Here is a 23,757-nt window from a genome sequence, read left to right on the forward strand (position 1 = left end):
TTCCTTTTATAAAAAGACGCAATTACGTTTACGCCAGATGAGATAACCGAAGTTTTTGCGACTGGCGGGCGTGGTATGACCGGCTTCCCAGCTCATGACCGTGCGGCCAAAGGGGTGACACATCCGGGCATCGGCATGCATATTGACCATCTGATAGCGGTAGCGATCTTTGGGGATGATGGGCGACGGGTACTCAAAACACACGGCGTTATTTTGGCCGACGCTGTTCATGATCAACCCCTGCCGGTGCAGCTTGAAGGCCATGCGCTCAGAGAGCAGGATGGACGTTTGTTGCTGGCTAAATTCGTCGGAAGCAAAGCCGGTAAAGGGATACATACTGCCGTGCGCACCGGCACACCAGAACAACGCATTGATGGGTTTCCAGCTCGCCGCCACGGCATCAGCGGCGCAGGCTGCCTGTGCAATCGGATTGCCAAACAGCAGTGCTTCCGGATTGATGATAAGAGAGAGCGTGTCGTCGTCCCACATGGGGTCCAGCTCTGAGAGATAGCCGATATCCATATCACCCGTTTGCAAACAGCCCACCGAAGTAATGATGTTCAGCCAGTAGGTGAGCGGGTATTTGTACCAGTGAACGTGATACATCGCCCCCGCTGCCGTCTTGTCACTTTGCCCGGCCATGCCGGTGCCGACTTTGCCGACATTGAGATTAAACCCGCCCAAATTCACCATGCAGTAAGGGGAAAGGGTCACATCCGTCAGTGCAAAGGGTTCCCAGTAACCGATAGCCAGCCCCACGCGGTACAGTATGCCCATCGGGCATATCTGGATGGGATTGGAGGGGTTTTCAGTATCCGCCGCCGGTCCCGAGGCAATCTGGATATTGCCGATACTCAGGGGGAAAATGCACTCCCAGCAGATATCGGTGATCGGGTTAACAAAGCGCCCCTCGCACATGACATCGGCGTTGGCCAGTCCGGGAAAGAGGAACAAACAGGCCATCAGCCATCGACGCCAGGCCATTAGCGGTTCTCCTGCATCGGGGCGCTGATAATTTTCAGCCGTTTGTTATCCTGCGTTAAGGTCGCAGGGACATGGGTCAGACCAAAGCGGCGGGTCAGTTCACCGCCCTGATCAAAATAGATGCGAGTATTGAGTATTTCGGTGGCTGTTTTGATGTTGCCATTGACCAAAATGATCTTGTAGCTCACCGTGGATGGCTTTTGCGCTTTCATCCACGTTATCTGGCGCGGGTCGTCAGCATCGATAAAATACAACGTACTGTTGAGTGGAACGGTATCAAGTGGGTTGATTTTGTCCCCTTGACGCGCAAAAACGGTGCCTTTGGGGTCACTGAGCGTTTGACCGACGGTAAAGGTCGGGTCATACCACAGCGTATGGGATTGTGTGTCTGTGCTGAGTCCCTGCACCGCAGGTGGTCGCAGGGTGTTCTCGATGACGTTATCTTTGAAACGCTGTTGGAGTTCAGCCATTTCACCGCTTTTCTCCAGCGCCCCCAAACGTTGTTGTATCAGGTTTAAAAAACTCTGCTCCTGCACCGGATAAATATCGCCCCATTTACCTAAATCACGGGCGCTGGTGAGTAGCGGACAACACAGAAGTGTGATGGCAATAAATAGACGCATGATAATTGACTCGTAATAAAGAGGGCGTTGCCATTTCAATAAAACAAATGACTTGATGACCAGAGATGTCATCAGAAAAATAAAAGATATTTTCGTCGCAAGGGTAACTCAGAGCAGTGAAGGCTATTTCTTACCTAACAAATGAACAATGAATAACGCCAATAAGTACAGCCCCATAGGGGTAATAGAAACCAGGGCAACAAAACACAACATCCGCCAATACATGCTTTCGATATCGGGAGGTGCGTCATATATTAGCGGCATTAACGATGATAGTCCTAATAGAAGTAATAACGCTAACAAGTAGAACATTGCGACTGTCGTTCGCTTAAGTTGAGTATTTTTCATTATTGATTAACCCCAACGCAAATAAAAACCATCTCAAAATATTAGACATAATTCCATCGAGAGATTAAGTGCAAAGAGAGCAAGCCAGGAAAACATTAATTCAAAACAATACAGGCTAAACTGTCATCATAATGAAATAAGTGACTGCTTTTCGTCTTATCCTGAAAATACCGAATGGTGTGTCCCGGCACGCTAATAACATGATGCATAAATATCCGAACTTGCTCCTGTGAGAAGTCATAAAACAGTAACAAATCAACCACATCAATATCAGGTTTATCGACAGGGTAATAAAATTGGATGCCGTCTTTTCTGCCGCGCACGGACAACTCTACGAAGGTTTCTCGCCAGTGTTCATTACGGAGCAGCTTATCAGCAACAATATTCTGACGCGTCATACGCATACCCAGGTCCGTTAATTCAGTTAACATCGTTAATACCTCTTAGTGTGGGTTACTTGAAAAAAATACTGAAATAATGAAAATACAGGTCATCCCCTGACACCAATATCAGGTTAATACCTGATTTTACCGCCGAGAACAGTACGCTGTGTCAACTCCCACCGTTCCTGACACGTCACACAGGTTGTCACGCCGCCTAACGCTTGCCGTGCTGGCGGGATAGATGCATTGCAGTATTGGCAAGCGCTGAGGCTGGGTACTTTCAGTGGCGCGCGAATGTTTGTCAGTGCATGATGAAGTTGGATATCGGTGTACTCTTGTGCAACGTCAGCCATATCGGGCATTAAAACCTCCTTGTAGATCAAAAAAATAAGAGAGAGATATAAAAGGTTTATTTCGACCAGTAATACACGCCATCATGATATTTACGGCATTCTATCGTCATACTCTGATGAATAGCCCCCAATGAATAAGCCCTACCATCAAATAAACAGTATTCACTATGACGAAGCGTTGCATCACGAATAATGTCAACGCTGATTGATATTTTCTCAATGAGTGCAAACAGACGTTCTTGTTGAGTACTTCCTCGTTCATTGCCTTTTAAATGCTCCCCAACTTGTTTTAAAAATTGTCGAGGCTCTATTTTGACGGTTTCATTCATCGGCGGGGACGCTAGAAAGTCATGAGGTTGTGGAATGTTAGCCGCCGCGCAATGAGAAATAAAAACAGCAAGGCCTAATATAATGGATTTCATCGGATATCCTGAATGGTTTAATTTCAAATAATAAAGGAATTAAATAATGATGTTCGAAATCTGATAACGCTCCCAACGCACCCAATCGAGAATAGTATCAGCATAATAGCTATGGGGATTGTCGAGGGTTTCTTGCAACCGCTGATAAGCCGCTTTGTCTACGGGGTCATATCGTTGCAACTTTTCCCGAATATCATCCAGCCAGCTTTTGCTTTTCCAACCATATTTGAGCACCAGAATAAAAACCAGCACGGGCACTGCATAGACATAGAGCGGGGCGGAGGAATACAACACATAGACAGCATGTATCATGATGCTACTCCAGAAGAGGTATACCGTGGCCTGAGTCATTCTCGGTGGGGTCGCACCTTCTCTGCTCATGTGAATGGTGGCTACGATATCATTCAGTTGTCTGACTTTTTGCTTTTTCATTCGCGCCGTCAGCATTACTGCCCTCCCGCCATACGGGTCGCGATAACCGCCTGAATATCTTCAGTGACATCTTCCGCCCCACTGACCACCGCAGAACTGACCAGGACAATGGCACGGTGATTGCGTTGGTACTCGTCCAGACTCCCCACCAAAGCCTCGTTAAAACGGCGCGTTAAGACGTGCGTGGTTTCTTCACTCAGGGCCTTGGCGGTCATTTGGGTCATGAAATTATCAATGGTGCCTTTCATATCAAAAGTGACGGTTTTCGGTGTCAGCCACTGATTCACCAAGAGTGTGACGCCGGTATTCAGACACAGCATACAAAATGCCACTATGGCGACCTGTCGAAGACAGCGATTACGCCGTTTACTGCGTTTAACTTTACGGTCAGGGAGTATTTCATCAGGGGTGGTTTCAGCATTCATGGATAGGACCTCCTGTTAATCATGCGATGAGTTAAAGGGTTTTGCCCCAGGCTTCCAATCTGGCCATTTCTTCGGGGTATTCTTTGAGTGCCAGTTGGTAAATCGTACTGTCAATGTCCATCCCCTCCCGCAGACACTGCTCACGAAATTCAAAGTCGTCGCCATTGGATGAACACATGGCCCGGCTTAGCGGGTCGAGCATCAGACGATGGAAGGTGGACTGTCCGCCGACACGCAGCATAAAGGCACTAAAACCAGAGTGTTTGGCGGGCGGGAAATGTTCAATCAGAGCCTGTTCAAGCTGATTGAATTGCCCCTTGTTTCTGAGGTTGTATTTCTTGAACGTGTCGATGTCCTGGCGCATGATGATTTTAAACGACGAGTTACCCCAACCGGCTTGCGCCGCGCCACTGGCTTTATCGCCGTCAAAATCCTCTATCCCCTGTGAGATGGTGATATAGGCCCCCAGATATTTACGGGCCGTTCGGTAGCCATCTTCGATGAAGGATTCCGCCCGTTTGTTGTCGTTGGACAGTAGTTTCCAGGCTTCATCAATCACGCACGCCTTGATTTCATTGCGCGGCGCAAGATACATACGCTGCTCAACGTAGATCATCATCGAGAACATGATGGCCGCCAGCAAATCGGGCTTGTTCTGCAATTTCCCCATTTCCAAGACGGAGAATCTGACCTCATCATCCAGTGACGGTTTCGCACTGTTGAAGTAATCGCCGTAAATCCCCCCAGTGGTGTATTTATCCAGTGAGATAACAATCTCTTCCATGCGTCCCCGCACGGTGATGGAGTCTTTGTAATCCCCTGTTTTAATCTCTTGTTTAATGTAATCCACCACATCATCAATCAGCGCCGCATTTCCCTTATTCTTCCAGACTTCGTGCACGGCTTTCAGCATGATGGCCTGATGGGTGTCATCCATATCCCCTGACGGGTTAGCTAACACAACCAGTAAGTTACGGATACTCTCTGCGGACTCGCCAATATCGACAATGTTGGCAAACGGATTGAATCTCAATTCAGTGGCGTCCAGATAGACACCGCCCACGTTGGTGCACAATCCTTTGTATGAGTCCCCCATATCAAAGACCCAGCACCGTCCCCCACTGTCGAGGATTTGTCGGATAATCGACTGCATCAGAAACGACTTCCCGCTGCCGGAATAACCGGCAATCGCCAGATTGTAGTTATCGTTACCGTAGGGAGATTGTTGGTCAAACAGGTTCAGGAACGCGAGCTGGTGACGGTAAGACGGAATAGGCAGACCTTTGGCATTGCCCCGATTATCACCGATGATGGGGAACATATTGGCCACATGAAACGCTTCAGCCCGAAGGGTCGCCCCCGTCCGTTTCAGGTCGCTCCAAAGCCCTTCTTGTGGGAGAAACGGGAAGAGACTGAGGTAGTTTCTAATCTGCATAAACGTGGGGCTAAACAGCGATAATCCATTATTACGGTAGGTATTGAGCACCGCATTTTCATTTTTCTGCGCGATAGCGTCATTATCTTCGTTAAATAACGTGATGTTGAAAAAGTAACGGGCCAGTGAGGTCTGATTTTTATTCAGGCGTTCACGAGATCCGCCCCACTCTTTATAGGCATCTTTAACGCCCGGCACCCATTTGGCAAAGGCGGAGTTGGCCTTTTTATCCAGACTGATAAACTTGGCGTTGGCCTCGTTCTGAGCCGATTGTTGCCCCTCCACTTCGACCGTCAGCGTCATGACAAACGGGCAGGGGATACTCGATGTCGGGTCCAGCAAACGGCTGATATTGTCACCCTGCTGCCAGAGAAAGAACTTATCCGGGTTCTTCTCGAGCATAAAACTCTTGATGCGGGTCGTTTGACGCCCCGACGCCGAGGACAGGCTCTGCACGATATGGTCAGCCTGGATGTCCAGATTGATGGAACGGTCGACACACTGGATATTGATTTCTTCATAGGGGTTGTATTTAACCGAGGAGGGCGATATCTGGTCATGCCGGAAGTTGGCCATTTCGTGTACCACGGACAACAGCGCCTGCGCATCCAGCTCGCGGGAGAACAGTTGAGCGGCATTCAGCGCCTGTTGGATAGCGCTGAGTGTCTGTTGAATACCCTGAAGGGTACTCTCGTTCGGATGGCTGTGTTCTTCGGCGTAACTGACAAACAACCGGTAGTGACGCAGTGTTAAGGGATAATCTTTTTTATTCGGCAAGCCATTCAGGGCACCACTTTCGTAATACGCCTGAGTGATAAGGTTGAATTTATCGCGCATCGGGCCTGTCCAACTGGCATCCGACAACCCGTATGCCAGTAAATGGCTGACACATTTACTCCCCAATAGCGTAAAAGTCAGCGGGGTTTTGCGCGGTAATTTATTGCGTAGAAAGTGATCTAATGCTTCAACAATATTTTCATTGGCCCCCACCAACGGGGCACACTCCAGTACAAAGCCCACGGTTTTATCATTGATGAATAACCCGGATTCGCGATCATACATGCGGTATTTCAACAGACTGCTGAACTGCGGATAGTCCATTTCTTCGAGTTGCTGATTGGCCTTGTTGGCCCCGTCCGGCTTACGCCAGTCGCCTAACAAACCGGAGAACAAATTTTCAATGTTCATTGAGCGGCTCCTGCGCCGGCCCAGTGAGACGGCGTGACCACAAAGGACACGACGGAAGGTTGATGATAGGTGTCATGTTCATCGACCCAGGCGGCGATCCACAGACGAGATGTCGTGGCATTTTGTCGCACAGGCGGCACCATCCCGATATCGCTGTACGTGTCCCGATACGCCGTCACGGCTTGAGGGGTAACACTCGGACGCAGTGCCGTGACGGTCGGTTTCATCTGAGCAATGGTATTTGCTTGAGCGTGAGTGGTAGCCGGAACGGTCGGGGTTTTCAGCAACGATGACGAATGAGTCGCAGGCACCGCGCGAGATGTCACTGGCGCAGGTGAAGATTGTGGGTTAACGACAGCCGGTAATGCCACCGGCGAAACCGGCTTTCCCTTGACGACCGCTGCCCCCTCTTGCTTAAAACGGGCTTTGCTGTTGGCTTGTTCCATGGTCATACACTGATCTTGTACGGTTTCGTTACAGGTAAAATCACTGTTCATCCCGACGCACCCGGTCAGTAGCAGCACACTTGCGAATAAGGGAGTCAAAAGGATGTTTTTCATTATTTTTCACTCCCGCGAGTTTTGTCTGATAGAGAGGATAATTCATCTGATACTGCGTCAGCGTTATTGCGCCTTAACCAGACACAGACGGGGCCATAGTCACTGTCATGAATGGAGGCCATAAACCAGCCTTTGCCCACCGCCTCTGAGGGTGTCCAGTGGCTGCAATCGCCTTGGCCACTCTTTTCATAGACTTGATACATTGACTCCTCACTATCATCTTCATCGGTCATAAAGGTGTGCCAGGCACGGAGGTGATTTTTTTGCAGCCAGGCATCAAACTCACCGTCCACACCCAATTCACTGCCATTGGCCGGTGTGAAAAAATCAGGGTGAGTCCAGTAACCCAGTGTGTCGCGCTTAACCGGTACGGCTGCTATTGTGTTTTGCATGATCTGATCCCTTACAGGCAGAATAAAAATAGGATGTCGAGCGGTGACTACGGTGCCGATTTGGGAATATAGTCGCCCATATTGATGTCTCTCAGGGCATCGGCCGTAACGGTAATGCCGGTATTGGCCACCTCTTTAGCCTGTTCTGTTGGCGTGGTTTTTTTCGGTTTATCCTCCACATACTTCAACTGGAACCCTTCCTGAAAGACCACGGTCACTTCAGCACCCGCCCCGATAGGGATCACCGGATGGTATTGCTCCGCCCGCTTGATGTAATAATCACTGAGGGTTTTACCGACCTGAGAAGCACCGCCCCCCAAGGCTCCACGGGCAACATCCGAACCGCTGGTGCTGGCCACTGCGCCCAGCCCTACCGTTTGGCTCCCCACATTGGCCACACCGTTGCCTATCCCGTCCACCGCACCGGCGGCAAACGCCCAACCAATGATCTTGCCATTACGCATGACCGGCTCGCCTTTGATGCCATTTTTACCGGCAAAAGAGACGTGTCCCTTAAAGGGGATATCGACCGTTTTACCGTTCAGGTGGCAGGACAGGTTTTGCGTGCGGATCAACGCCCGTTCACTGGAGATATCGCCATACCCTGCTGCGGTGACCATGCAGCCTCTCGCATCATACTCACGGTCATTCGGCATGATGATTTTGCCGGTGAGCCGGAACTGCATGGGCGACGGGTCACTGCTGCCCGTGACCGACGCATTGGTGTCTGCCCCTTCAATGATGTCGGCCGTGGCAAAACTCCCTGAAGGGACATACGGCAATGTCGGCCCCGTTTCCTTGTCCGTATCATAAGAAATGGTCATGGAAGACAGCGTATTACGCGGTTGTGGCGATATCTGGTAATTGGCAGGTGCATTGCCTGGAGGATAAAAGGCCGTTGGCGGGGGAACCGCGCCCTTGTTGGAACCAAAGTTGGGTTGAGGCATCCCCGCGGGGGAGCCGCCATCCTCACCTAATACACTCTCCAGCTGTGAACGTAATTGAAGCAGTTCATTTTCCTGTGAGACGATTTTCTCCTGACTGCTGAGTTTCTCTTCTTCCAACTTTTTCAAGCGGGCTTCAAAACTGCTGATTTTTTTATCGGCCTGGTTCGCGGTATTTTGGATATCGGCCATCGCTTTCTGACCAATTTTTTTGTCAAAGGTGGTATCGACGACACCGGTCATATCAGGCACTGGCTCTTTGGTGGTTTTCTGCTTGACCGACTTTGGGGCCGGTTGGCTCAGGTAGTAGCCCACACCGGCAACCAGCGTTAATCCTACCCCTACCGCGAACAGCGTCAGGTTCTGTTTTCGCTTGGTGATGATATTAATATTCGCCATGCTCCCCCCTTATCCTGCCGACATTGTGATAAAGACCGTGGCCTGGCCGGAAGGTAATAACGTGGCGGTATAGGGCGAAATCATGACTGACCGGACTCCGGGGGCAGAGAAAAGCCGCTCAGGCAGCGCCATACCGACAGTCCCGATATTGCGCACGCGATAGCGATATACCCGCAGCTCGCCCCCCGTCCACATGGTTTCAGGTTGAGCTTGTAACACCGCTGGCAACGTCATAAACGTCGGTAATTGGGTCGCTGGGCCTTCCGTGAAATGGGGCGGGATGTCACCACGAGAAACGGCTTTTTGGATATCCACCAATGTGGAAACATAAGGTTGTGAAGTTTCCCACTTCTGCGCCGCCGGACGTTTCACCGGACGCTGCGACATCAAATGATAGGTTCTGCCCGCGCTTTTTTGGGGGGTTGCGACCACAGACAGGGATTGTCCCGCCTCGGTACGCAGATAAAACGTAAAGGGTTTATCCTGCAAGGTGGTTAAAACAACGCCCCCATTTTGCTGCCCTGTTTTCCCGTTACTGTTCCCTAACATGCCCTCATTGCTGTCAATGGCGACAATCCGGTCACCCGGCACAACCAGCATGTTCGGGTTCGTGTTACTCAACACCAGATTGACCTGAGCATCGGGCGTAAAAGGGATTTGCTGCGGGGCAACATTAGCCTGTGCGGCAGCACACAGGACCGTGCCACACACACTGGCGAGCAATAACTGAAGCGGGCTATTTCGTTTTTGCATCGACAATCTCCTTGAAACTGTTGAGCTGGGTCACACCGTTCTGATAGTGAAGTGTCAGCCGATAGCGTTTAGGTTCTGGCGGCAAGGGTTTATGGCCTAGCCAGGTCTTGAGTTCCCCTTGAATGTCAATCACGCCGGAGGCGGGATAAACCTTAAATCCAGAGGCATAAAAAGCGGAGGTCACATTATTGGTTACTATCTGGGTTTCTTCTTCTTTCAGGGTTTTGGCCATTTCCACGCGGTCTTCTGAGGCGAAAAACCTCAGCAGAGAGGTGTGTTGCGCAGCAACGTTTTCAGGGGTGACATTGAGTCGCAGGAACAAAAAGGATTCGGCGGTCGCTTGCAGATAATTACTGTCCGCATGGTTGCGTGACAGCTTAAACGGGGCATCAAACATCATGGGAATATAGGTTTCTTCCCGCGAGTCAATGAGACGCTCTATCTGCATCCAGGCAAAGAGGTTGCCTGCAAGACTTAATCCAAGAAAAAACAGCAGAAGAATATACACCAGAGAAACAAATTTTGTGGTTGAGCGACGTGCACTCAATTCCATACCTTGTCTCCTGTTACTTTAACCACAAGCGGTAGCTTGAGTCGGGCAGAATTTTGTAAATCCCGTTGAATAAATAGGACGGCAGATACCAGTAACACATGTTGTACAACCAGGTAGAACCGCGTCCTTTCTTAAACCAGTTCAGCGCAAACCAGAGCACCGCGCCCATCATCATCCCAGCAAAGTGATGATTATAAATAACCCCCCAACAGAGGGGGGTTAGGGCTGCAATCGCTTCATCCAGCGGTATGCCGATGATGCGGCGTTGTTCTGAGAATGTCTGAGGAAACTGATAACGACTGTGTTTATCCTCATTCATAACCATTCATCCAGAGAACGCGACTTAGGCTCCGCCACCAATCATTGAGAAGATAACTTTGGTGACCACGATGAACACAGGGATCAACAAGAACGTCGCGGGGTTATGGGTTTTGAGGTACAGCAGGAAAACCAACACCACTTCCGCAATCATGAAGTAGTACATCATGGTGGAGTTAGTACCAAAGGTATCTTCCACGTCAGTACGTCCCGCCGCCGCCAGGTCTTCAGCGCGCGCAAAACCTTGTGCACACATCCAGACCGCCAGAGGAGCAGCGAAGTATTTCATCAATGTTTTGGCGGTTTTGTTGTTGGCTGCCGACATCAAACGAGTCAATAAACCTTTTTTAGCGGGTTTGATATCGGTCCCGTTCATAATTGAAATTTCTGACATTTTTATCTCCGTATAAAATAATAAAAAACTTCATCGGCAGAACTATTTCCACCGTGGATATTCCTGTAAAAAGAAATATCCAGCGTGGTGATAGACAGACATGGCTACCGCACGGAAAATACTTACCCTGAATTTAGGCAAGCCTTACCCGGCTGTTATTTCGGGGAATAACAGAATTTTATTTGCAAGAATTATCCTAAAATAAATTATTCAGATTTATTATTAGGGGCAATCTCCCAGTAGTCTCCGTCAACAAAGGGGATATTCTTAAGACTATGATCGATACGTAACATGCCTTCGATGCGTTTAGACCGTCCAGACTTTAAAGCGGATTCAGTCAAAAGCTTATTAGACTCGGCGCTAAGCACGAGAAGTATAGACATTGGTTTATATTTTTTATTTTTGGCATCCATACTAAATTTCCCTGGTGTTGGTTAAGTTACTTAAAAGTTAAATATATCTTTTCAGTGAACACTGATTGATTGTTTCATACTTTTTATTTATTAAAAAGATGTACATTGTGCACTGATTAAATAAACAGTGTTTTATGTATCCTGAATACTCTAGGTTTATGAGTAAACACTACAGGGATGAATTGCCCCCAATTCAACGAAGTAGATATAAATATAAATATATCCCGATTAACTCCACTGCCTAAAGATGAGTAAATTTTTAAAACCATATTATCGACATAACCTTTTTTTATATCTAAGTGATGCGATATTTCCTTGTGTGTATACCCCATAAGTAGAAGCCACCCAATATCCCACTCTCGCTGGGTGAAAATATTTAGTGGATTCCTTTCTGAAAGAGAGTCAATGAAATGGTGAATTGATAGTTTTTCACCTCTTCTTATTAAAGAAAAGTTTGATATAGAATCAAGAAGATAGTGATCCACTTTAAAGTTTGATGGTTGAATGACTTTGGTGATAGTCATATTCGTTGAGAACTTTCTAATAAAAAAAACAAGAGGAGTGAAACATCTTTCCTCAATAAATTTATTTATCACTAATAATTCAATTGGATTACCACTTTCTATAACATACCTTTCATGTGCGCTTATTTCTTGCTCAAGAGAGAACATCAAAGAGAAGTTATCGCGCCCTCTCTTACCCGCTAAAGTTATGTCTATAGGTAAAGAAATTAATTTAATCCATGACTTACTGGCTGTCACATAGCATGATTCAGAATCTTTGATATACCAAGATTCCGCGCCTACCATGTGATGTAGGAAAAATTCTTCATGAAAAGCTTGTGATCTTTCATGCGGATCAATAGGATCGCGAATAGCCATATAACCTGCCTCTTACACTGAGGGTTGTGTGGTTAGTTCATGCAGGGAGTTAGACGCTCCTTGCATGAACGCTTCTTTTAAATTGTCATGCGATAACATTAATAAATGATCTGCATATAACTCAAAATATAGCAATGTTACATTTATTCCGCAATCTTTTATTGCATTCAAAATCGTCATTATTTTGTATGAGAAAACCATTTTGACATCAAATCCTTTAGATGCAGTTATTAATTAGAAAACAAGCCCCTCCCTTCTAAACGAAGTTCAGACTCTTCTCTTTCCCTGGTTTGAATAGGCAATAGTTATCACCTAAAAAATAAGTTATTTATAAATGCTCATTTTATTGAAATAATGTTAAATTCATCACGCTACAAAAAGCACACACGAAAAACGAATGGAATGATAAAAATCCATTCATCAGTTGACTGCATAAAAATTTTACTCACACAGAAACCCCTCCCGCTCCGAGAGAGGTTGTTTATTTGGTGCTAAAACTAACAAATTCTAAAGTTGAATGTTAAAAATCAAATAATAGGCTGGAGTATTCCAACCTATTAGACAGTGAACTCAACATTTATTTAGGGCGATAAAAGGTTACACTTTAACTATCGCCTAGTTCTAAACTCATTCAACAGAGATAATCCCTTGATGGCCACCTCCAGATATTCACGCGGACACCCTAAGTTTAATCGGATATAACCTTTTCCCATGACACCAAAACTTTCCCCCATGGAAACAGCCATTTTGGCTTGATAGAGAAGCCTATTCTTTAATTCATGCTGATTAATTTTCAACGCACGACAATCTAACCAGGCCAGATATGTTCCCTCAGCGTTAACCATTCGACACCATGGCGCGACAATCTCTAACTTTTGTTTAAGCCAACGGCGGTTATCTGCCAAATATATCTGTAATGCATCCAACCATTGTCCACTATATTGATAGGCCGCCGTGGCCGCCGACATCGATAAAGAATTAAAAACATCCAATCCATGGGCATTCAGTCGGTTGATAAATGCTTGACGAATAGTGGGATTGGGAATTAAAAAATTGGCGATCCTGAGTGAGGATAAACCAAATGTTTTGCTTGCTGACGTTGCGACAATAATAGAGTCATGGTATTCGTGGCCTAAATGTAATACTGACGTGTATTTTTCTCCAGGCAACGTCAAGTCAGCCCAAATTTCATCGGAAATGACGATGACCTTATACTGTTTACACAGGTCCAGTAACGGGACCAGTTCGTCACGACGCCAACATCTTCCGGTCGGGTTATGGGGATTACAGAGTATTAATAATTTGGGACTGGATGTTTTAAACACCGCCTCCAGATGGCAAAAATCAAACTGATAGCCATCGATGCTTTCCAGAAGTGGGTTTTCCACTAACACGCGATGATTCATTGTGATGACATTGGCAAATGAACCGTAGTAAGGCCCCTGAATAACAATATTATCACCGGGTTCGCTCAACATTTGGACCAGTAAAGCCAGTCCAGGAACAACCCCCTCAATCGTGGTAAACCAATCCCGACCAATGTCGAGCTGATGTCTGCTGGTAAACCAATTCATCACAGACTGATAGTAATCGTCATCTCGCTCACTGTAACCAAACACCCCATGCTCAACACGCGCATGCAAAGCCTGTATGACTTCATCTGGGCATTTAAAATCAACATCTGATACCCACATTGGCAACAAATCGGTGCCATCTAACTGAAGTTTTTGGTCGATGAAGTCCCACTTCAACGATGAGGTGTTATGGCGATTGATAACCTGATTAAAGTTAGGCTGTTTCATGCTGCACCTCTTGATGGCTGTCGACGTTCTCCGGTTTCACTTTCGCTATACCAAAACCAGTGAATCCGTATATCAGCGCAAAAAAGACAGCGGCGTAACACTGGATGGCCCAGGGCAACAGATCTAACGTACTGACCCCCAATGTGGTCGCCATATAAATGCCGGCGGCTGTCCACGGAATTAAGGGTTCAATGACAGTTCCCGCATCTTCAACCGTTCTTGACAGGTTCTTAGTGTCTAACCCCATGCGTCGATAGGCATCTTTGAACAATTCAGCGGGAATAAGGAGGGCTAATTTTCCATCACTGGTGGCCCCAGTAACCAAGATAGTCGTCGCGACCGTTGCCGCGATAAGTTGGCCCGTAGTATGAACTATCTTAAGCAGCCGATTGATGATAACAGTCAGTGCTCCCGTTAATGTTAATGCGCCGGCAAATGAAAAAGCGCAGAACACCAGAAGAATGGTGCTCATCATTGAGAACATCCCACCCCGATTCAATAAGCGGGGAATATCACTGACGATCCCTGTAACGTTTTGTCCTTGAGCGGAAAACATCGACACATTAAATCCATCCATCAAGGCTTCCAGTCCCTGATTTAAACTGAAGCCTTGCAGAGCAACCGCGATCACGATGGCTGAGACGCAACCGGCAAGCATCACCGGAATGACAGGCCATTTAGAGATAGCGCCCCGCAAGAACCAACGCGGCGGGAAAGATAAGTATCGCATTGAAATCATACAGACCTTCCAGCGCCTGTATGATTTCCGAGACTTTTTCCGGTGTCGCAGAACTCCCGACTGAACTTGAATGGCCTGCAATGAGATACACAATGGCGGCTAAGACAAAACTGGGGAGAGTGGTATACATCAAGTGCTTGATATGACCGTAAAGCTCCGTATCAGCAACAATCGCGGCAAAATTAGTGGAATCCGACAAGGGCGAAATTTTATCGCCAAAATAGGCACCGGAAACAACGGCTCCAGCCGCCGCCGCTAATGGCACATCCAAGCCTGCCGCGACGCCCATTAAAGCGACACCCACCGTTCCCGCAGCCCCCCATGACGTGCCTGTACACACTGAGATAACACTGGTGATAAAAAAGGCAGTAATGAGAATGTATTGGGGGCTAATCAGTTTTAATCCCCAATAAACCATATAAGGGATAGTGCCACTTATCATCCACGTACCGATAAGTCCCCCGACACAAACTAAAATCAGGATCACTGGCATCGCTTTAGCCAGTTTCGCCACTATCAAATCAATAATATCATTCCAATGATACCCTTGCCAAAACGCCAAGGTAGCAGCCACCCCAGCAGATAAAAGCAGTAAAGGCTCAATACGCAAACCAAACTGACCATACCCAATCACCAAAAGTGCCAACATTGAAATAATCGGTAGCAATGCCAGTCCCAGGCCCAAATCCTTTTTGTTGTCCATGTAAAGCTCCAGTTGAAACGTTCCGTTACAACAGGATAATTAATATATGAAGCATTGAATGTGAGCGCCGATACTGTCTCATGTAAACTGTTACATGGGTTTTTTACTTGTGATGCAGATCACGTTATTTCGCTTAAATGGGCCGTATTTCCGCTTTTGTAACTAAAGAAAGTACAGAATTTCTCACGATAAATTCAGCGGAGAACTTATTGGCCCGCGGCGAGGTACTCCCTTTATCTTTCAATATCAGCGCAAGCGTGGCGGCTCTTTTTGCCATTCTCTCGATGGGATAATGAATTGTCGTTAAGGCGGGGTGAAGATAACGGGCTAATGCAATATCATCAAAGCCGATTATTGACAGTTGTTCTGGTATACGAATATTTCTTTTATGGCATAAACTCATCATTCCCGCTGCCATCACATTATTAAAGGTCATGACCGCTGTAAATTCATTCTGGCTGGATAAAAGTATTTGTGCTGCAACTTCACCGCCTTCTTCATCAAAAGGCACACTGATAATCCACTCGGGGGGAACTTTAATTCCTGCACATCTCATCGCGGACAAATAACCTTCAAGTCGATGTTGTTGATCATCAATCATTAAATCAGCCGACACATAAGCGATATTCTTATGTCCATTCTTCAGCAGGTATTTGGTGGCGTATCGAGAGGCATTAAAATTATCCAGCCACACACATTTATTTGCGATCCCCGGTAAATAACGATTAATCAAAACCAATCCTGGATTATGCGCCGCATAACGTAATATGTCCGGCTCACTCATCCGTGTAATATGAGCCACAATGGCTTCACAGCCCTGGTTAATTAAAAAATCCAATCCTGATTGTTCAATCTCAGCTTGATGTTCTCCACTGCATACCATTAACCTGCAACCGTTCTTTCGTGCCACTTCCTCGACGCCTTTTGCTAATCGGGCGAAAAAAGGGTCTGACAGATTTCCGGTTAATAAACCCAATATACTCCCACTCCGTTTAGCCAATAGCTGTGCGGTGATATTATGTTGATAATGGATATCGCGCATTGCCCGGTCAACACGTTCGCGAGTGCCAGGGTCCACATACGCCGTATTATTAATCACACGACTGACTGTCGCTATAGAGACCCCTGCTCGCTCTGCCACATCTTTCATTGTCGCCATAGGCAACCTGCTATTGACATGATCTCATAACAGTATTAACGATAATTTTTAAGTTTGCTCAACCATTTGTGTCCAACACTAAAATCTAGAATATCAATCCATTGAATGAATGAGCATTGATATAATACGCTCCCTTCCCACTATGTTTTAAGTGAATAACAGGGTGCTATCATCAAACCATGATACTGATTAATCTATCATGGCAATAATCAGTGATGAATAATTAACAATGGGTAATAGGTCAATCTGTAAGGGAACACCTCACCTTTGCGAGATGCCAAAAGCAATCATCATTTTGATTTACCCTTTATATGTATTAGCTCAGACTCGACCTGGCAGTTTCCGCAGACAGAATGCAATCAAATCTGACAGTCCGCTATGAGCGAGGAGCGGAATGATGGCATTAATTCCCATGCTGACGAAGTAGTTGTCTAGAGTCTGATTTTATCTAAAATTCGCCCTAAATCATTTAACAACGTAAAAGCGGCTTCTTTTGACGCCCCGATTCTAGTTTCAAATTCAGGTACAGAAATACCATTGCAAACTTCATTCAACGCTGAATAGAGAATTAACAACTCATTGTTATCTAGAGATAATTCAGTCTTTTTTTTGTCAACTGATACGGCGTCCATTACTCACCTCAAATTATCTAACTATGCTCTGGCATGTACATGCCTAAGAAGTTCAGCCTTATAAAACAATATTCCACATCAGTTGAGAGGTTTCAAACTCATTAGTCTAGATAAGTAGGCCGTTAATGTCCGCTCCTGGCACAGAGCGGACTGTCAGATTGGGTCTGGCTCTGCGCCATAGTTATGTCAGGTCAAATCGGAGCTAATACACTTTACACTAGGGTGGCGTTAGTTCTTTTTTTATTCAACCAAGATATCTATACCCAATGTCAGAGTATCGACTCATTGAATGATGAAGTATTAATACCCCCAATCATTTAAACCACCTTTTATGAAAGTGACATGGCTTTATTAGATTAATTATCTCACCTTAATTAAAGTGATTAGTTAATTACTCATTATGTCGGTGAGCACCTCGCCTTTGCAAGGTGCCAAATATAATGATTATTCGCTTTTGGGGAAGGCTCTATTCACGATATTCGCGACATCATCTTTCATCTTCTCCACCTGTGATGAATAACTGAAACGGGAATCATCTTTAATTTCCTGTATGCTAAAGAACATGGTGAGTATTTCCTGAATGGCAACCCGACTTTTCACACACTCTTCCATCAGCATACGATTAAATATCTGTTCCGGACTTTCACCTGCCGATTTCTTTTTCATGTTCTGCGTCACACGCAATCCTATCTCAAGGAGTTCGGCTCCCATACTGGACATATTAACCTCAGAAGAAGAAGCCCCTTCTGCTTTTCGTTCATCGACCAATTGCCTTATTCCATCCAGCGTCTTTTGTTTCATATAAATATTTTGTCTTGGCACGATATATCTCTCCCATCGAATAGCCCATAGCGCACAATCCAGCACCGTAGCACATTTCAGCGATAAAAACCCCACACAATGCAGCAATTTACCCCCACACCATGCAGCCACATCAACGAATTGATTAAAATACCAGCAAATCACCCACACACCAATAAGCACCGAATTTAGATTTATCAGCACCAATTAGCCCGCTATCAAGCCATAAAGGTGTGCAATGATATTTTATTCAGCACTGTAAAGGCACAGTTAAAGCACTCATTAAGCAACTTAAAGACACTTACTCGCACACCAAAGGTCAAATCACTCAATCTATAGCGCCGTATGAAGCAACGATTAGCACACAAACAGCCACACCCTCCCCCCCGCAAATCTGAAATCAGCCTCACTGAAACGAGCATTTAACCGCCAAATGCAGCACCAATCCACACACTTAAAGCAGCCACAAACCAGCTACATAATTTATAACTGACTGAATAATAGTCATTACACACCTAATACGCCTTATCACCATCCCTTAAAGCCACATTACAGCGCTAATTGTGGCTTTGAATTGTCAGTTCTCGTTAACATACATCAACACAACTTACGTTAACTCACTCATTTTAAAGGCAAATCAGGCAAAATGAAATTTTGCGTGGTGTGTGAGAAGTTGACTTTAGAAGAGACTATTTACTCCCCGTTCTTTGGTTTGGATTTTGCAATATTCGGGGTATCCCTTTTCTGCCAAAAATGGCAGTATTCTATTATGCCTATTTTGAATGGATTCATATGATGAAGGGGTTTTGTCTACTGTTTCTTTTGCTTTCCTCGATGTCGAGTTTGGCTTCGGACTGTTTCGATAAAGCGGGACGGGATTATCATATTGATCCGGACTTATTACGGGCGATTGCATTCAGGGAGTCATCACACAGGGACACGGCATTAAATGTCAAATCACAGCAGGAATATGCGGTGGGGAGAATGCAGATACACTCTCAGAATTTTTCTCATCTGGCTGATTTTGGTATTACCCCACAACACCTTTACACCGACGGTTGTCTTAATATCTATACAGGCGCGTATTATCTTGCGATTGCATTTAAACGCTGGGGCGTGAATTGGGATGCGGTGGGTGCCTATAATGCCGGATTCAAAAAAGACAACAAGCAAGATATGAAGCGACGTCAATATGCGCAGGAAGTTCATCAAATTTACATGCGCTACAAAAACAGCAAATAATCGCCGGACTTACTGAGTCATCAAACTTATCCATATATGCACATGAAACAAAGCCAGAGAAATTTTACCCCCACCCAGGGGTAAAATGAACGCCAGCGGATTTTTGACGGGACAAGGAAAAATTCGTTGATTGTGTGTATGTGGATAAGTTTGTCTAACTTTTGGGAGCCCCTTTGGGGCGGACGGGAAATGCAAATGGCTTTTCATTTGCATTGGGTGGGCGGGGAATAAGATATTCGCCCCTCAATGGGGAGAATATCTTACCGGCGCTCTCGGCAAAAAAATCACCCTGATAAAATAGCCTCTCTAGAAATACATAGAGAGGCCGTTTTTTTTAAACTGAACTTAACTCGGCACGCATATTATTAATTTCACCTTGCACGCCGTGATGGTGCCAAAACTCCCCATGACCGACTGACCATAATTCACCATTTTTATATCTTTCCAGTGTAATGTCCGTATTGAATCGACTTTTAAACTTCTCAATAAATAATGCAATGGCTTTCTCCGTTAAGGCGTCACTAAATTCTCTGTCGGTAAAGACATAACGCACACCGCCATACACTTTATTAAAAGGTGACTCGTGATATTCATAAATATCCTCCATGCCGTTGAAATACCCTTCTTTGTATTTACCAACAATACTTTTTACGGCGTCATCTGTTGGGCCATCCGTCCAACTCACATCAACACGATCATAATGATTTTTGCGCACTGAGAACTTGACGCCAGAAAAAGCCGCTTTCAATTCTTTGCGAATATTACTCGCCACCTGAACCGCGCCATTATTTCCTTGTGTTAAGGTTGCATATTCGGGGGCGGTTTTCATATTTTCCACTGCCAGATTAAATGCCGCCTGTTGGGCTTCTTCATTTTCTCTTTTTAACAGTTCTTCCGCTAAAGCATGACGATAAATACGCACGACATCCGTTTCCGTTTTAACGTCATCATGAATTTTCCATTGTACGCCACGCAAAATACATTCGGGCAATTTCTTGGTTAATGAACCTGATTCGAACGCGATATCAAATTCAGCGTTGCCACCGCTGACCCCTACCCCACCGCCAAATAAATGAATACTGTCGGGCTTCTGCTCCCCATGAATGCCATAAACCACACCACGCCCCCGCCCATAAAGATTCGTGCTGATAACTTGCCCGACAACGATAATATTTTTACTGGCTTCATTTTTAGTCATATTCATGATTAGTTTCCATGTGAGTTTTTGCCTGCGCTCTCTTATTCAGGCCAATATTTTCAATATTATTGATGGGTGCCTTTCCCCTATCTTTTGGGATGTTTTGGCGTGGCGGTTTTGACGTTGACGTTCTGTGTGTTCATGCTGCTTCTCCCCTCTCTGTGGTTAATCCTATCTCTCGGTCAGTTCAGTCGCGGCAAAGGGCGAAGTAGCGACAGCGATGCGCATAAAACAAGGGGCCGCTGGCGGCGTTTACCCTCCCTTGTTTTATGAACGGCGACGGTGCTACGAACAGCCCTCCGCGAGAGAGCTGGCCGAGAGATAACGCACCCGATAGTGAACAGGATGGGCACATCCGGCGCGCCGATACGGCGGGACGTCATTAGCGCCGGTGGCTTTTTACCGGCAGTGAAAGCGGCGATGGCCATGGGCCATCTGCAAGCGCAGGGTGTTGCGTCATGGGATGGAAACCCGCAGGGCAGAGACAGCATCGCTGGCTCTGTGCGTAGCATGACAGCCCGCCCGGACGCCCAAAAACACCAGACAAAACTACCGTAACCCAACAGAAGGATGTGCCGCAGCGGGCATAGTCAGATAAGGATGGAAAGAATGAGAAAGAAGCAGAGTCAGCAAGGAACAGAGAAAAGTCCCTTGTCACGCTGGACGTAAAACCGCCGTGGCGAAGCCACAGCGGCGTTTAGTCCCTGCCCTTTTGCGCGGGTCGGTAGGCTGCACATTTCCGGCAGGGTTGCCCCTGCCAGTCTCCTTAGTGCCGTGATGGAACAAATCGCATGTACCAGAATGGGGTCAGCATGGTGCACTGGATAACTTGCGTTATTGTGTTACCCACCCGCACACAAGCTGAAATGCCCAATAGGGAAAGCTGGATGTAACACATACGCGCCGCCACGGGATCAATGTCAGTACAAGACACTAACAGCTGTTTTTGCGGGTTAAAGCCCTTTTCCAGCATATACTTAGCCGCCGCAATCACCATGCCCCCCGCGCCACAGGTACATTCATCCATCGTGATATAGGGCGTATGTTCCAATGCTGCCAGCCGATCGCCAATCGTCAGGGCCGCCATCAGATCAGACATATTTGACGGGGTAAAGAATTGCCCCATATGGTCACTCCCTAGTTCTAATTCCATAAAGATACTGCCCAAAAAGTCGCACATACAGGCTTCCAATCCCATGACAATCTGCGCGTGCAACTGTGCAAATCTGGTCAGATCTTCAGGCTTATAACGGGCAATCACCGCGAAATATTCTTCCTCCAGTTCGGGCGATTTCAAGCAAGCATTTTCAAGCGCAATCGCCGACACGGTAACAAAATCGCGGAAAACCTCGTAACGGTGATGATATCGCGCGGTTTCTTTGAAAATGTTCACAAACTCGCGCCGGTAATGGTCTACCGCTGGATACGATTGCGGAACAATGCGCGGCGGGACGTCTTTTGGCACATTCACAGGGACGACAACCGCGCTTTTGACTGTTTCTATATGCGGTGTTTCTGGCGCACTGAATAGATCATCAAATGACAATTGAGACACGGTTATGCGTCCCCTTTATCACAGGTTTTGAGTGGTTTTTGGTGCATGATCAACTCCGATTTGGGTTGAATACCGCCCCATAAAGGGGCGGCACGATTAATCAGGCATAGGCCCGTTTCAGTTCCAGCGTTCGGAGGACTTGTCCTAACTCACTGATACGCATAGCCGGAATCCTGACCGGCTGTTTTTTTAGCTGACACTTGGCAATGTGTCGGCCCCGCGCTTTACAGGTTTCGGTGATATCGTTTATCGCTATCGCCGGACGGTTGAGCCGCCGTTGTTTTTTCGGTGCCTGCTTTACAAAATCGGCGGCGGGTGTCATGATGCTCACTTCAATTTTCATGGTTTCTCTCCATGTGTGGATTGAGCGCCGGTTAAACTTTCTCAGGGCTAAACCGGCATAAAAGGGCAGACGAAAGTCTGCTTTTTTTATTTCTGCGTCTTGCTTTCTTGGCTTTGCACCTCCTTTTCCAGTCGTTGAACAATCGCGGTATGATTCAGTGTGACCACATCACGAAACTTGAAATAGCACTCGCCCACTTTGGCGTAAATGTACGTGACGTTACCGCAATACATTTCAGCCAGTTTGAACGATTCGCTGTGTGCGTCTCCTTGCCAGTCGAGCGGGTACAGTGTGCCGATGGCGTCCATGAACTCCGTCAATGTGATCGCTTCCGGTTCGGTTTTGGCTGACACTTCCCGCGACTGCCAATAAGCCGCCTCCGCGCGGGCATCCCAGCTAAAGCGGTCAGTCGTGTCGTTTGTTGTCTGGTACATCGTGTTTCTCCTTGGTGGGGTTAACGCCAGCCAACGGCTGGCGACTGCATATCGCTAAATGTCTATCCCTAACGCTTTAACTTGTTTGATGAATTGCTTGTAATGGCTTGCAGATACAAGAGTGATATTTTTGTGTCTGCCGTTCGATACCCCTAATTTGCTCAATTCGTAGGCATATTCATTTTTCATTTTCTCCGGATAGGATTGACGAAATGCCTGTAACGCTTTCAGTGAATCAAATCCGTAGCATTCAAAATCGTCATAATCGGTGCCTTTCTCCCCTTCTGCCATGTTAATGCTGTACAGATTTGGCCCTTCCCCATATCTTTCGGTAGATTCAAGAGCGGCGGTTTTGACGTTGACTTTGTGTGTGTTCATCCTAGTTTTCTCCTGTTGGTGGTTAACATCTCTCGGTGAGTTCTTTCGCGGCAAAGGGCGAAGGAGCAACGGCAATAGGGGAAATACAAGGGCGCCGCTCGCGGCGTGCCATTTACCCTTGTATTTATCCTGTTGTTGGTGCTACAAACAGCCCTCCGCGAGAGAGCTGACCGCGAGATAACGCCCCGATAGTGAACAGGATGGACACACCCGGCACGCCGATACGGCGGGACGTCATTAGCGCCAGTGGCTTCATCACTGGCAGTGAAAGCGGCGATGGCCATGGGCCATCTGCAAGCTGGTGTTGCCCTTGCGTCATGGGATGGAAACCCGAAGGGCAGAGACAGCATCGCTGGCTCTGTGCGCAGCATGACAGCCCGCCCGGACGCCCAAAACAACGTTCAATCAAAGCGTGATGATGGAAAACTGACTAAAACAATGAGAAAAGAGACAAGAACGCCGAGGACAGGCAACAGACTTCACCGGCGAAGTCTTGATACCTTCTTTTGGGATTGAGTGATGACAGCATTGAATAAGTAAAACGGCCGCCGTGGCGAAGCCACAGCAGCCT

At 46.7% G+C, this 23,757-nt stretch carries 29 protein-coding genes and 1 pseudogene; 2 read left to right on the forward strand and 28 right to left on the reverse strand.

What is annotated here, in order from left to right:
* Window positions 1-6 precede the first annotated feature (6 nt).
* The 22 genes and pseudogenes from traU to traM all read right to left on the reverse strand — a co-directional run bounded on the left by traU (window position 7) and on the right by traM (window position 18,102).
* Entirely contained in the window at window positions 7-984 is a 978-nt protein-coding gene (gene traU, locus BN68_RS22285) for a conjugal transfer pilus assembly protein TraU (protein WP_019213377.1), read from the reverse strand.
* Window positions 984-1,607, reverse strand: coding sequence for a type-F conjugative transfer system protein TraW (gene traW / locus BN68_RS22290; RefSeq protein ID WP_145566355.1), 624 nt, complete (start codon window positions 1,605-1,607; stop codon window positions 984-986). Before traW ends, traU begins: the two co-directional genes overlap by 1 nt.
* A gap of 443 nt (window positions 1,608-2,050) precedes the next feature.
* Window positions 2,051-2,386: a hypothetical protein gene (locus tag BN68_RS22295; protein WP_019213380.1), complete on the reverse strand. Its 336-nt coding sequence runs from the start codon at window positions 2,384-2,386 to the stop codon at window positions 2,051-2,053.
* A gap of 83 nt (window positions 2,387-2,469) precedes the next feature.
* Window positions 2,470-2,700 (reverse strand): TraR/DksA C4-type zinc finger protein, encoded by a 231-nt coding sequence (locus BN68_RS22300; protein ID WP_019213381.1) that lies wholly within the window; start codon window positions 2,698-2,700, stop codon window positions 2,470-2,472.
* Between the two features lie 47 nt (window positions 2,701-2,747).
* Entirely contained in the window at window positions 2,748-3,113 is a 366-nt protein-coding gene (locus BN68_RS22305; protein WP_019213382.1) for a hypothetical protein, read from the reverse strand.
* Between the two features lie 39 nt (window positions 3,114-3,152).
* Complete coding sequence (locus BN68_RS22310) at window positions 3,153-3,560, reverse strand: hypothetical protein (protein ID WP_019213383.1); 408 nt, start codon at window positions 3,558-3,560, stop codon at window positions 3,153-3,155.
* Entirely contained in the window at window positions 3,560-3,970 is a 411-nt protein-coding gene (gene trbI, locus BN68_RS22315; RefSeq protein WP_019213384.1) for a type-F conjugative transfer system protein TrbI, read from the reverse strand. Before trbI ends, BN68_RS22310 begins: the two co-directional genes overlap by 1 nt.
* A 31-nt stretch (window positions 3,971-4,001) precedes the next feature.
* A complete protein-coding gene (gene traC, locus BN68_RS22320; protein WP_019213385.1) occupies window positions 4,002-6,593 on the reverse strand; it encodes a type IV secretion system protein TraC in 2,592 nt (863 codons plus the stop codon).
* Entirely contained in the window at window positions 6,590-7,153 is a 564-nt protein-coding gene (traV, locus tag BN68_RS22325; protein WP_019213386.1) for a type IV conjugative transfer system lipoprotein TraV, read from the reverse strand. The genes traC and traV overlap by 4 nt, the downstream gene beginning before the upstream one ends.
* Window positions 7,153-7,545, reverse strand: coding sequence for a hypothetical protein (locus tag BN68_RS22330; RefSeq protein WP_019213387.1), 393 nt, complete (start codon window positions 7,543-7,545; stop codon window positions 7,153-7,155). Before BN68_RS22330 ends, traV begins: the two co-directional genes overlap by 1 nt.
* A 47-nt stretch (window positions 7,546-7,592) precedes the next feature.
* Window positions 7,593-8,888, reverse strand: a complete 1,296-nt coding sequence (gene traB / locus BN68_RS22335) for an F-type conjugal transfer pilus assembly protein TraB (protein ID WP_019213388.1) — start codon at window positions 8,886-8,888, stop codon at window positions 7,593-7,595.
* 9 nt (window positions 8,889-8,897) lie between these two features.
* Window positions 8,898-9,641 (reverse strand): type-F conjugative transfer system secretin TraK, encoded by a 744-nt coding sequence (traK, locus tag BN68_RS22340; RefSeq protein ID WP_019213389.1) that lies wholly within the window; start codon window positions 9,639-9,641, stop codon window positions 8,898-8,900.
* Window positions 9,625-10,194, reverse strand: coding sequence for a type IV conjugative transfer system protein TraE (traE, locus tag BN68_RS22345; RefSeq protein WP_019213390.1), 570 nt, complete (start codon window positions 10,192-10,194; stop codon window positions 9,625-9,627). The genes traK and traE overlap by 17 nt, the downstream gene beginning before the upstream one ends.
* 13 nt (window positions 10,195-10,207) lie before the next feature.
* On the reverse strand, window positions 10,208-10,513 hold the full coding sequence (traL, locus tag BN68_RS22350) for a type IV conjugative transfer system protein TraL (protein WP_019213391.1): 306 nt from the start codon (window positions 10,511-10,513) through the stop codon (window positions 10,208-10,210).
* Between the two features lie 24 nt (window positions 10,514-10,537).
* A complete protein-coding gene (locus BN68_RS22355; RefSeq protein ID WP_019213392.1) occupies window positions 10,538-10,906 on the reverse strand; it encodes a type IV conjugative transfer system pilin TraA in 369 nt (122 codons plus the stop codon).
* Between the two features lie 206 nt (window positions 10,907-11,112).
* On the reverse strand, window positions 11,113-11,319 hold the full coding sequence (locus tag BN68_RS22360; protein ID WP_019213393.1) for a TraY domain-containing protein: 207 nt from the start codon (window positions 11,317-11,319) through the stop codon (window positions 11,113-11,115).
* Window positions 11,320-11,435: 116 nt separating this feature from the next.
* Window positions 11,436-12,200, reverse strand: a complete 765-nt coding sequence (locus BN68_RS22365; RefSeq protein ID WP_019213394.1) for a helix-turn-helix transcriptional regulator — start codon at window positions 12,198-12,200, stop codon at window positions 11,436-11,438.
* Between the two features lie 608 nt (window positions 12,201-12,808).
* Window positions 12,809-14,002, reverse strand: coding sequence for a MalY/PatB family protein (locus tag BN68_RS22370; RefSeq protein ID WP_019213395.1), 1,194 nt, complete (start codon window positions 14,000-14,002; stop codon window positions 12,809-12,811).
* Window positions 13,989-15,444, reverse strand: a pseudogene (nhaC, locus tag BN68_RS22375) (Na+/H+ antiporter NhaC). The gene BN68_RS22370 and the pseudogene nhaC overlap by 14 nt, the downstream one beginning before the upstream one ends.
* A 133-nt stretch (window positions 15,445-15,577) precedes the next feature.
* Window positions 15,578-16,603, reverse strand: coding sequence for a LacI family DNA-binding transcriptional regulator (locus BN68_RS22380; protein ID WP_019213396.1), 1,026 nt, complete (start codon window positions 16,601-16,603; stop codon window positions 15,578-15,580).
* Window positions 16,604-17,034: 431 nt separating this feature from the next.
* Entirely contained in the window at window positions 17,035-17,235 is a 201-nt protein-coding gene (locus tag BN68_RS22385) for a hypothetical protein (protein ID WP_019213397.1), read from the reverse strand.
* A 444-nt stretch (window positions 17,236-17,679) separates the two neighbouring features.
* Window positions 17,680-18,102 (reverse strand): conjugal transfer relaxosome DNA-binding protein TraM, encoded by a 423-nt coding sequence (gene traM / locus BN68_RS22390; RefSeq protein WP_391592546.1) that lies wholly within the window; start codon window positions 18,100-18,102, stop codon window positions 17,680-17,682.
* Between the two features lie 726 nt (window positions 18,103-18,828).
* Between traM and BN68_RS22395 the strand changes: the two genes are divergently transcribed.
* On the forward strand, window positions 18,829-19,278 hold the full coding sequence (locus BN68_RS22395) for a transglycosylase SLT domain-containing protein (RefSeq protein WP_455685168.1): 450 nt from the start codon (window positions 18,829-18,831) through the stop codon (window positions 19,276-19,278).
* A 334-nt stretch (window positions 19,279-19,612) separates the two neighbouring features.
* Here BN68_RS22395 and BN68_RS22400 read toward each other — a convergent pair whose 3' ends face one another.
* The gene (locus BN68_RS22400) at window positions 19,613-20,482 is read right to left on the reverse strand and encodes an LPD29 domain-containing protein (RefSeq protein ID WP_019213400.1); all 870 of its coding nucleotides are present in this window, start codon (window positions 20,480-20,482) and stop codon (window positions 19,613-19,615) included.
* 339 nt (window positions 20,483-20,821) lie between these two features.
* On the opposite strand from BN68_RS22400, the gene BN68_RS22405 reads away from it, so the two are divergent.
* Window positions 20,822-21,034, forward strand: coding sequence for a hypothetical protein (locus tag BN68_RS22405; protein ID WP_019213401.1), 213 nt, complete (start codon window positions 20,822-20,824; stop codon window positions 21,032-21,034).
* A gap of 208 nt (window positions 21,035-21,242) precedes the next feature.
* Here the strand turns inward: BN68_RS22405 and BN68_RS22410 are convergent, their stop codons facing one another.
* From BN68_RS22410 to BN68_RS22430, 5 genes are all read right to left on the reverse strand, one after another.
* Window positions 21,243-22,031, reverse strand: a complete 789-nt coding sequence (locus BN68_RS22410; protein WP_019213402.1) for an N-6 DNA methylase — start codon at window positions 22,029-22,031, stop codon at window positions 21,243-21,245.
* Window positions 22,032-22,131: 100 nt separating this feature from the next.
* Window positions 22,132-22,374 (reverse strand): hypothetical protein, encoded by a 243-nt coding sequence (locus BN68_RS22415; protein ID WP_019213403.1) that lies wholly within the window; start codon window positions 22,372-22,374, stop codon window positions 22,132-22,134.
* 86 nt (window positions 22,375-22,460) lie between these two features.
* Window positions 22,461-22,808 carry a hypothetical protein gene (locus BN68_RS22420; RefSeq protein WP_019213404.1) on the reverse strand — a complete coding sequence of 116 codons (348 nt, stop codon included), beginning with the start codon at window positions 22,806-22,808 and terminating at the stop codon, window positions 22,461-22,463.
* Between the two features lie 54 nt (window positions 22,809-22,862).
* Window positions 22,863-23,186, reverse strand: coding sequence for a hypothetical protein (locus BN68_RS22425; RefSeq protein ID WP_019213405.1), 324 nt, complete (start codon window positions 23,184-23,186; stop codon window positions 22,863-22,865).
* A gap of 124 nt (window positions 23,187-23,310) precedes the next feature.
* Window positions 23,311-23,505 (reverse strand): hypothetical protein, encoded by a 195-nt coding sequence (locus tag BN68_RS22430; protein ID WP_042807108.1) that lies wholly within the window; start codon window positions 23,503-23,505, stop codon window positions 23,311-23,313.
* Between the last annotated feature and the right edge of the window lie 252 nt (window positions 23,506-23,757).

The organism is Yersinia massiliensis CCUG 53443 (assembly GCF_000312485.1).
Classification (GTDB): Bacteria; Pseudomonadota; Gammaproteobacteria; order Enterobacterales; family Enterobacteriaceae; genus Yersinia; species Yersinia massiliensis.

Excerpts from the sequence above, each read along its gene's own strand:
- BN68_RS22360 (WP_019213393.1), bottom strand. The coding sequence starts at position 11,319 with ATGGATGCCAAAAATAAAAAATATAAACCAATGTCTATACTTCTCGTG.
- BN68_RS22395 (WP_455685168.1), top strand. The coding sequence starts at position 18,829 with ATGATGAAGGGGTTTTGTCTACTGTTTCTTTTGCTTTCCTCGATGTCG.
- BN68_RS22380 (WP_019213396.1), bottom strand. The coding sequence starts at position 16,603 with ATGGCGACAATGAAAGATGTGGCAGAGCGAGCAGGGGTCTCTATAGCG.
- BN68_RS22405 (WP_019213401.1), top strand. The coding sequence starts at position 20,822 with ATGGGCACATCCGGCGCGCCGATACGGCGGGACGTCATTAGCGCCGGT.
- BN68_RS22355 (WP_019213392.1), bottom strand. The coding sequence starts at position 10,906 with ATGTCAGAAATTTCAATTATGAACGGGACCGATATCAAACCCGCTAAA.
- traB (WP_019213388.1), bottom strand. The coding sequence starts at position 8,888 with ATGGCGAATATTAATATCATCACCAAGCGAAAACAGAACCTGACGCTG.
- traE (WP_019213390.1), bottom strand. The coding sequence starts at position 10,194 with ATGGAATTGAGTGCACGTCGCTCAACCACAAAATTTGTTTCTCTGGTG.
- BN68_RS22305 (WP_019213382.1), bottom strand. The coding sequence starts at position 3,113 with ATGAAATCCATTATATTAGGCCTTGCTGTTTTTATTTCTCATTGCGCG.
- BN68_RS22330 (WP_019213387.1), bottom strand. The coding sequence starts at position 7,545 with ATGCAAAACACAATAGCAGCCGTACCGGTTAAGCGCGACACACTGGGT.
- BN68_RS22400 (WP_019213400.1), bottom strand. The coding sequence starts at position 20,482 with ATGAATATGACTAAAAATGAAGCCAGTAAAAATATTATCGTTGTCGGG.
- traK (WP_019213389.1), bottom strand. The coding sequence starts at position 9,641 with ATGCAAAAACGAAATAGCCCGCTTCAGTTATTGCTCGCCAGTGTGTGT.
- BN68_RS22370 (WP_019213395.1), bottom strand. The coding sequence starts at position 14,002 with ATGAAACAGCCTAACTTTAATCAGGTTATCAATCGCCATAACACCTCA.
- BN68_RS22295 (WP_019213380.1), bottom strand. The coding sequence starts at position 2,386 with ATGTTAACTGAATTAACGGACCTGGGTATGCGTATGACGCGTCAGAAT.
- traC (WP_019213385.1), bottom strand. The coding sequence starts at position 6,593 with ATGAACATTGAAAATTTGTTCTCCGGTTTGTTAGGCGACTGGCGTAAG.
- BN68_RS22365 (WP_019213394.1), bottom strand. The coding sequence starts at position 12,200 with ATGGCTATTCGCGATCCTATTGATCCGCATGAAAGATCACAAGCTTTT.
- traU (WP_019213377.1), bottom strand. The coding sequence starts at position 984 with ATGGCCTGGCGTCGATGGCTGATGGCCTGTTTGTTCCTCTTTCCCGGA.
- traV (WP_019213386.1), bottom strand. The coding sequence starts at position 7,153 with ATGAAAAACATCCTTTTGACTCCCTTATTCGCAAGTGTGCTGCTACTG.
- traW (WP_145566355.1), bottom strand. The coding sequence starts at position 1,607 with ATGCGTCTATTTATTGCCATCACACTTCTGTGTTGTCCGCTACTCACC.
- BN68_RS22420 (WP_019213404.1), bottom strand. The coding sequence starts at position 22,808 with ATGTACCAGACAACAAACGACACGACTGACCGCTTTAGCTGGGATGCC.
- trbI (WP_019213384.1), bottom strand. The coding sequence starts at position 3,970 with ATGAATGCTGAAACCACCCCTGATGAAATACTCCCTGACCGTAAAGTT.
- BN68_RS22385 (WP_019213397.1), bottom strand. The coding sequence starts at position 17,235 with ATGGACGCCGTATCAGTTGACAAAAAAAAGACTGAATTATCTCTAGAT.
- traL (WP_019213391.1), bottom strand. The coding sequence starts at position 10,513 with ATGAATGAGGATAAACACAGTCGTTATCAGTTTCCTCAGACATTCTCA.
- BN68_RS22310 (WP_019213383.1), bottom strand. The coding sequence starts at position 3,560 with ATGCTGACGGCGCGAATGAAAAAGCAAAAAGTCAGACAACTGAATGAT.
- BN68_RS22415 (WP_019213403.1), bottom strand. The coding sequence starts at position 22,374 with ATGAAAATTGAAGTGAGCATCATGACACCCGCCGCCGATTTTGTAAAG.
- BN68_RS22425 (WP_019213405.1), bottom strand. The coding sequence starts at position 23,186 with ATGAACACACACAAAGTCAACGTCAAAACCGCCGCTCTTGAATCTACC.
- BN68_RS22300 (WP_019213381.1), bottom strand. The coding sequence starts at position 2,700 with ATGCCCGATATGGCTGACGTTGCACAAGAGTACACCGATATCCAACTT.
- BN68_RS22430 (WP_042807108.1), bottom strand. The coding sequence starts at position 23,505 with ATGACGCAAGGGCAACACCAGCTTGCAGATGGCCCATGGCCATCGCCG.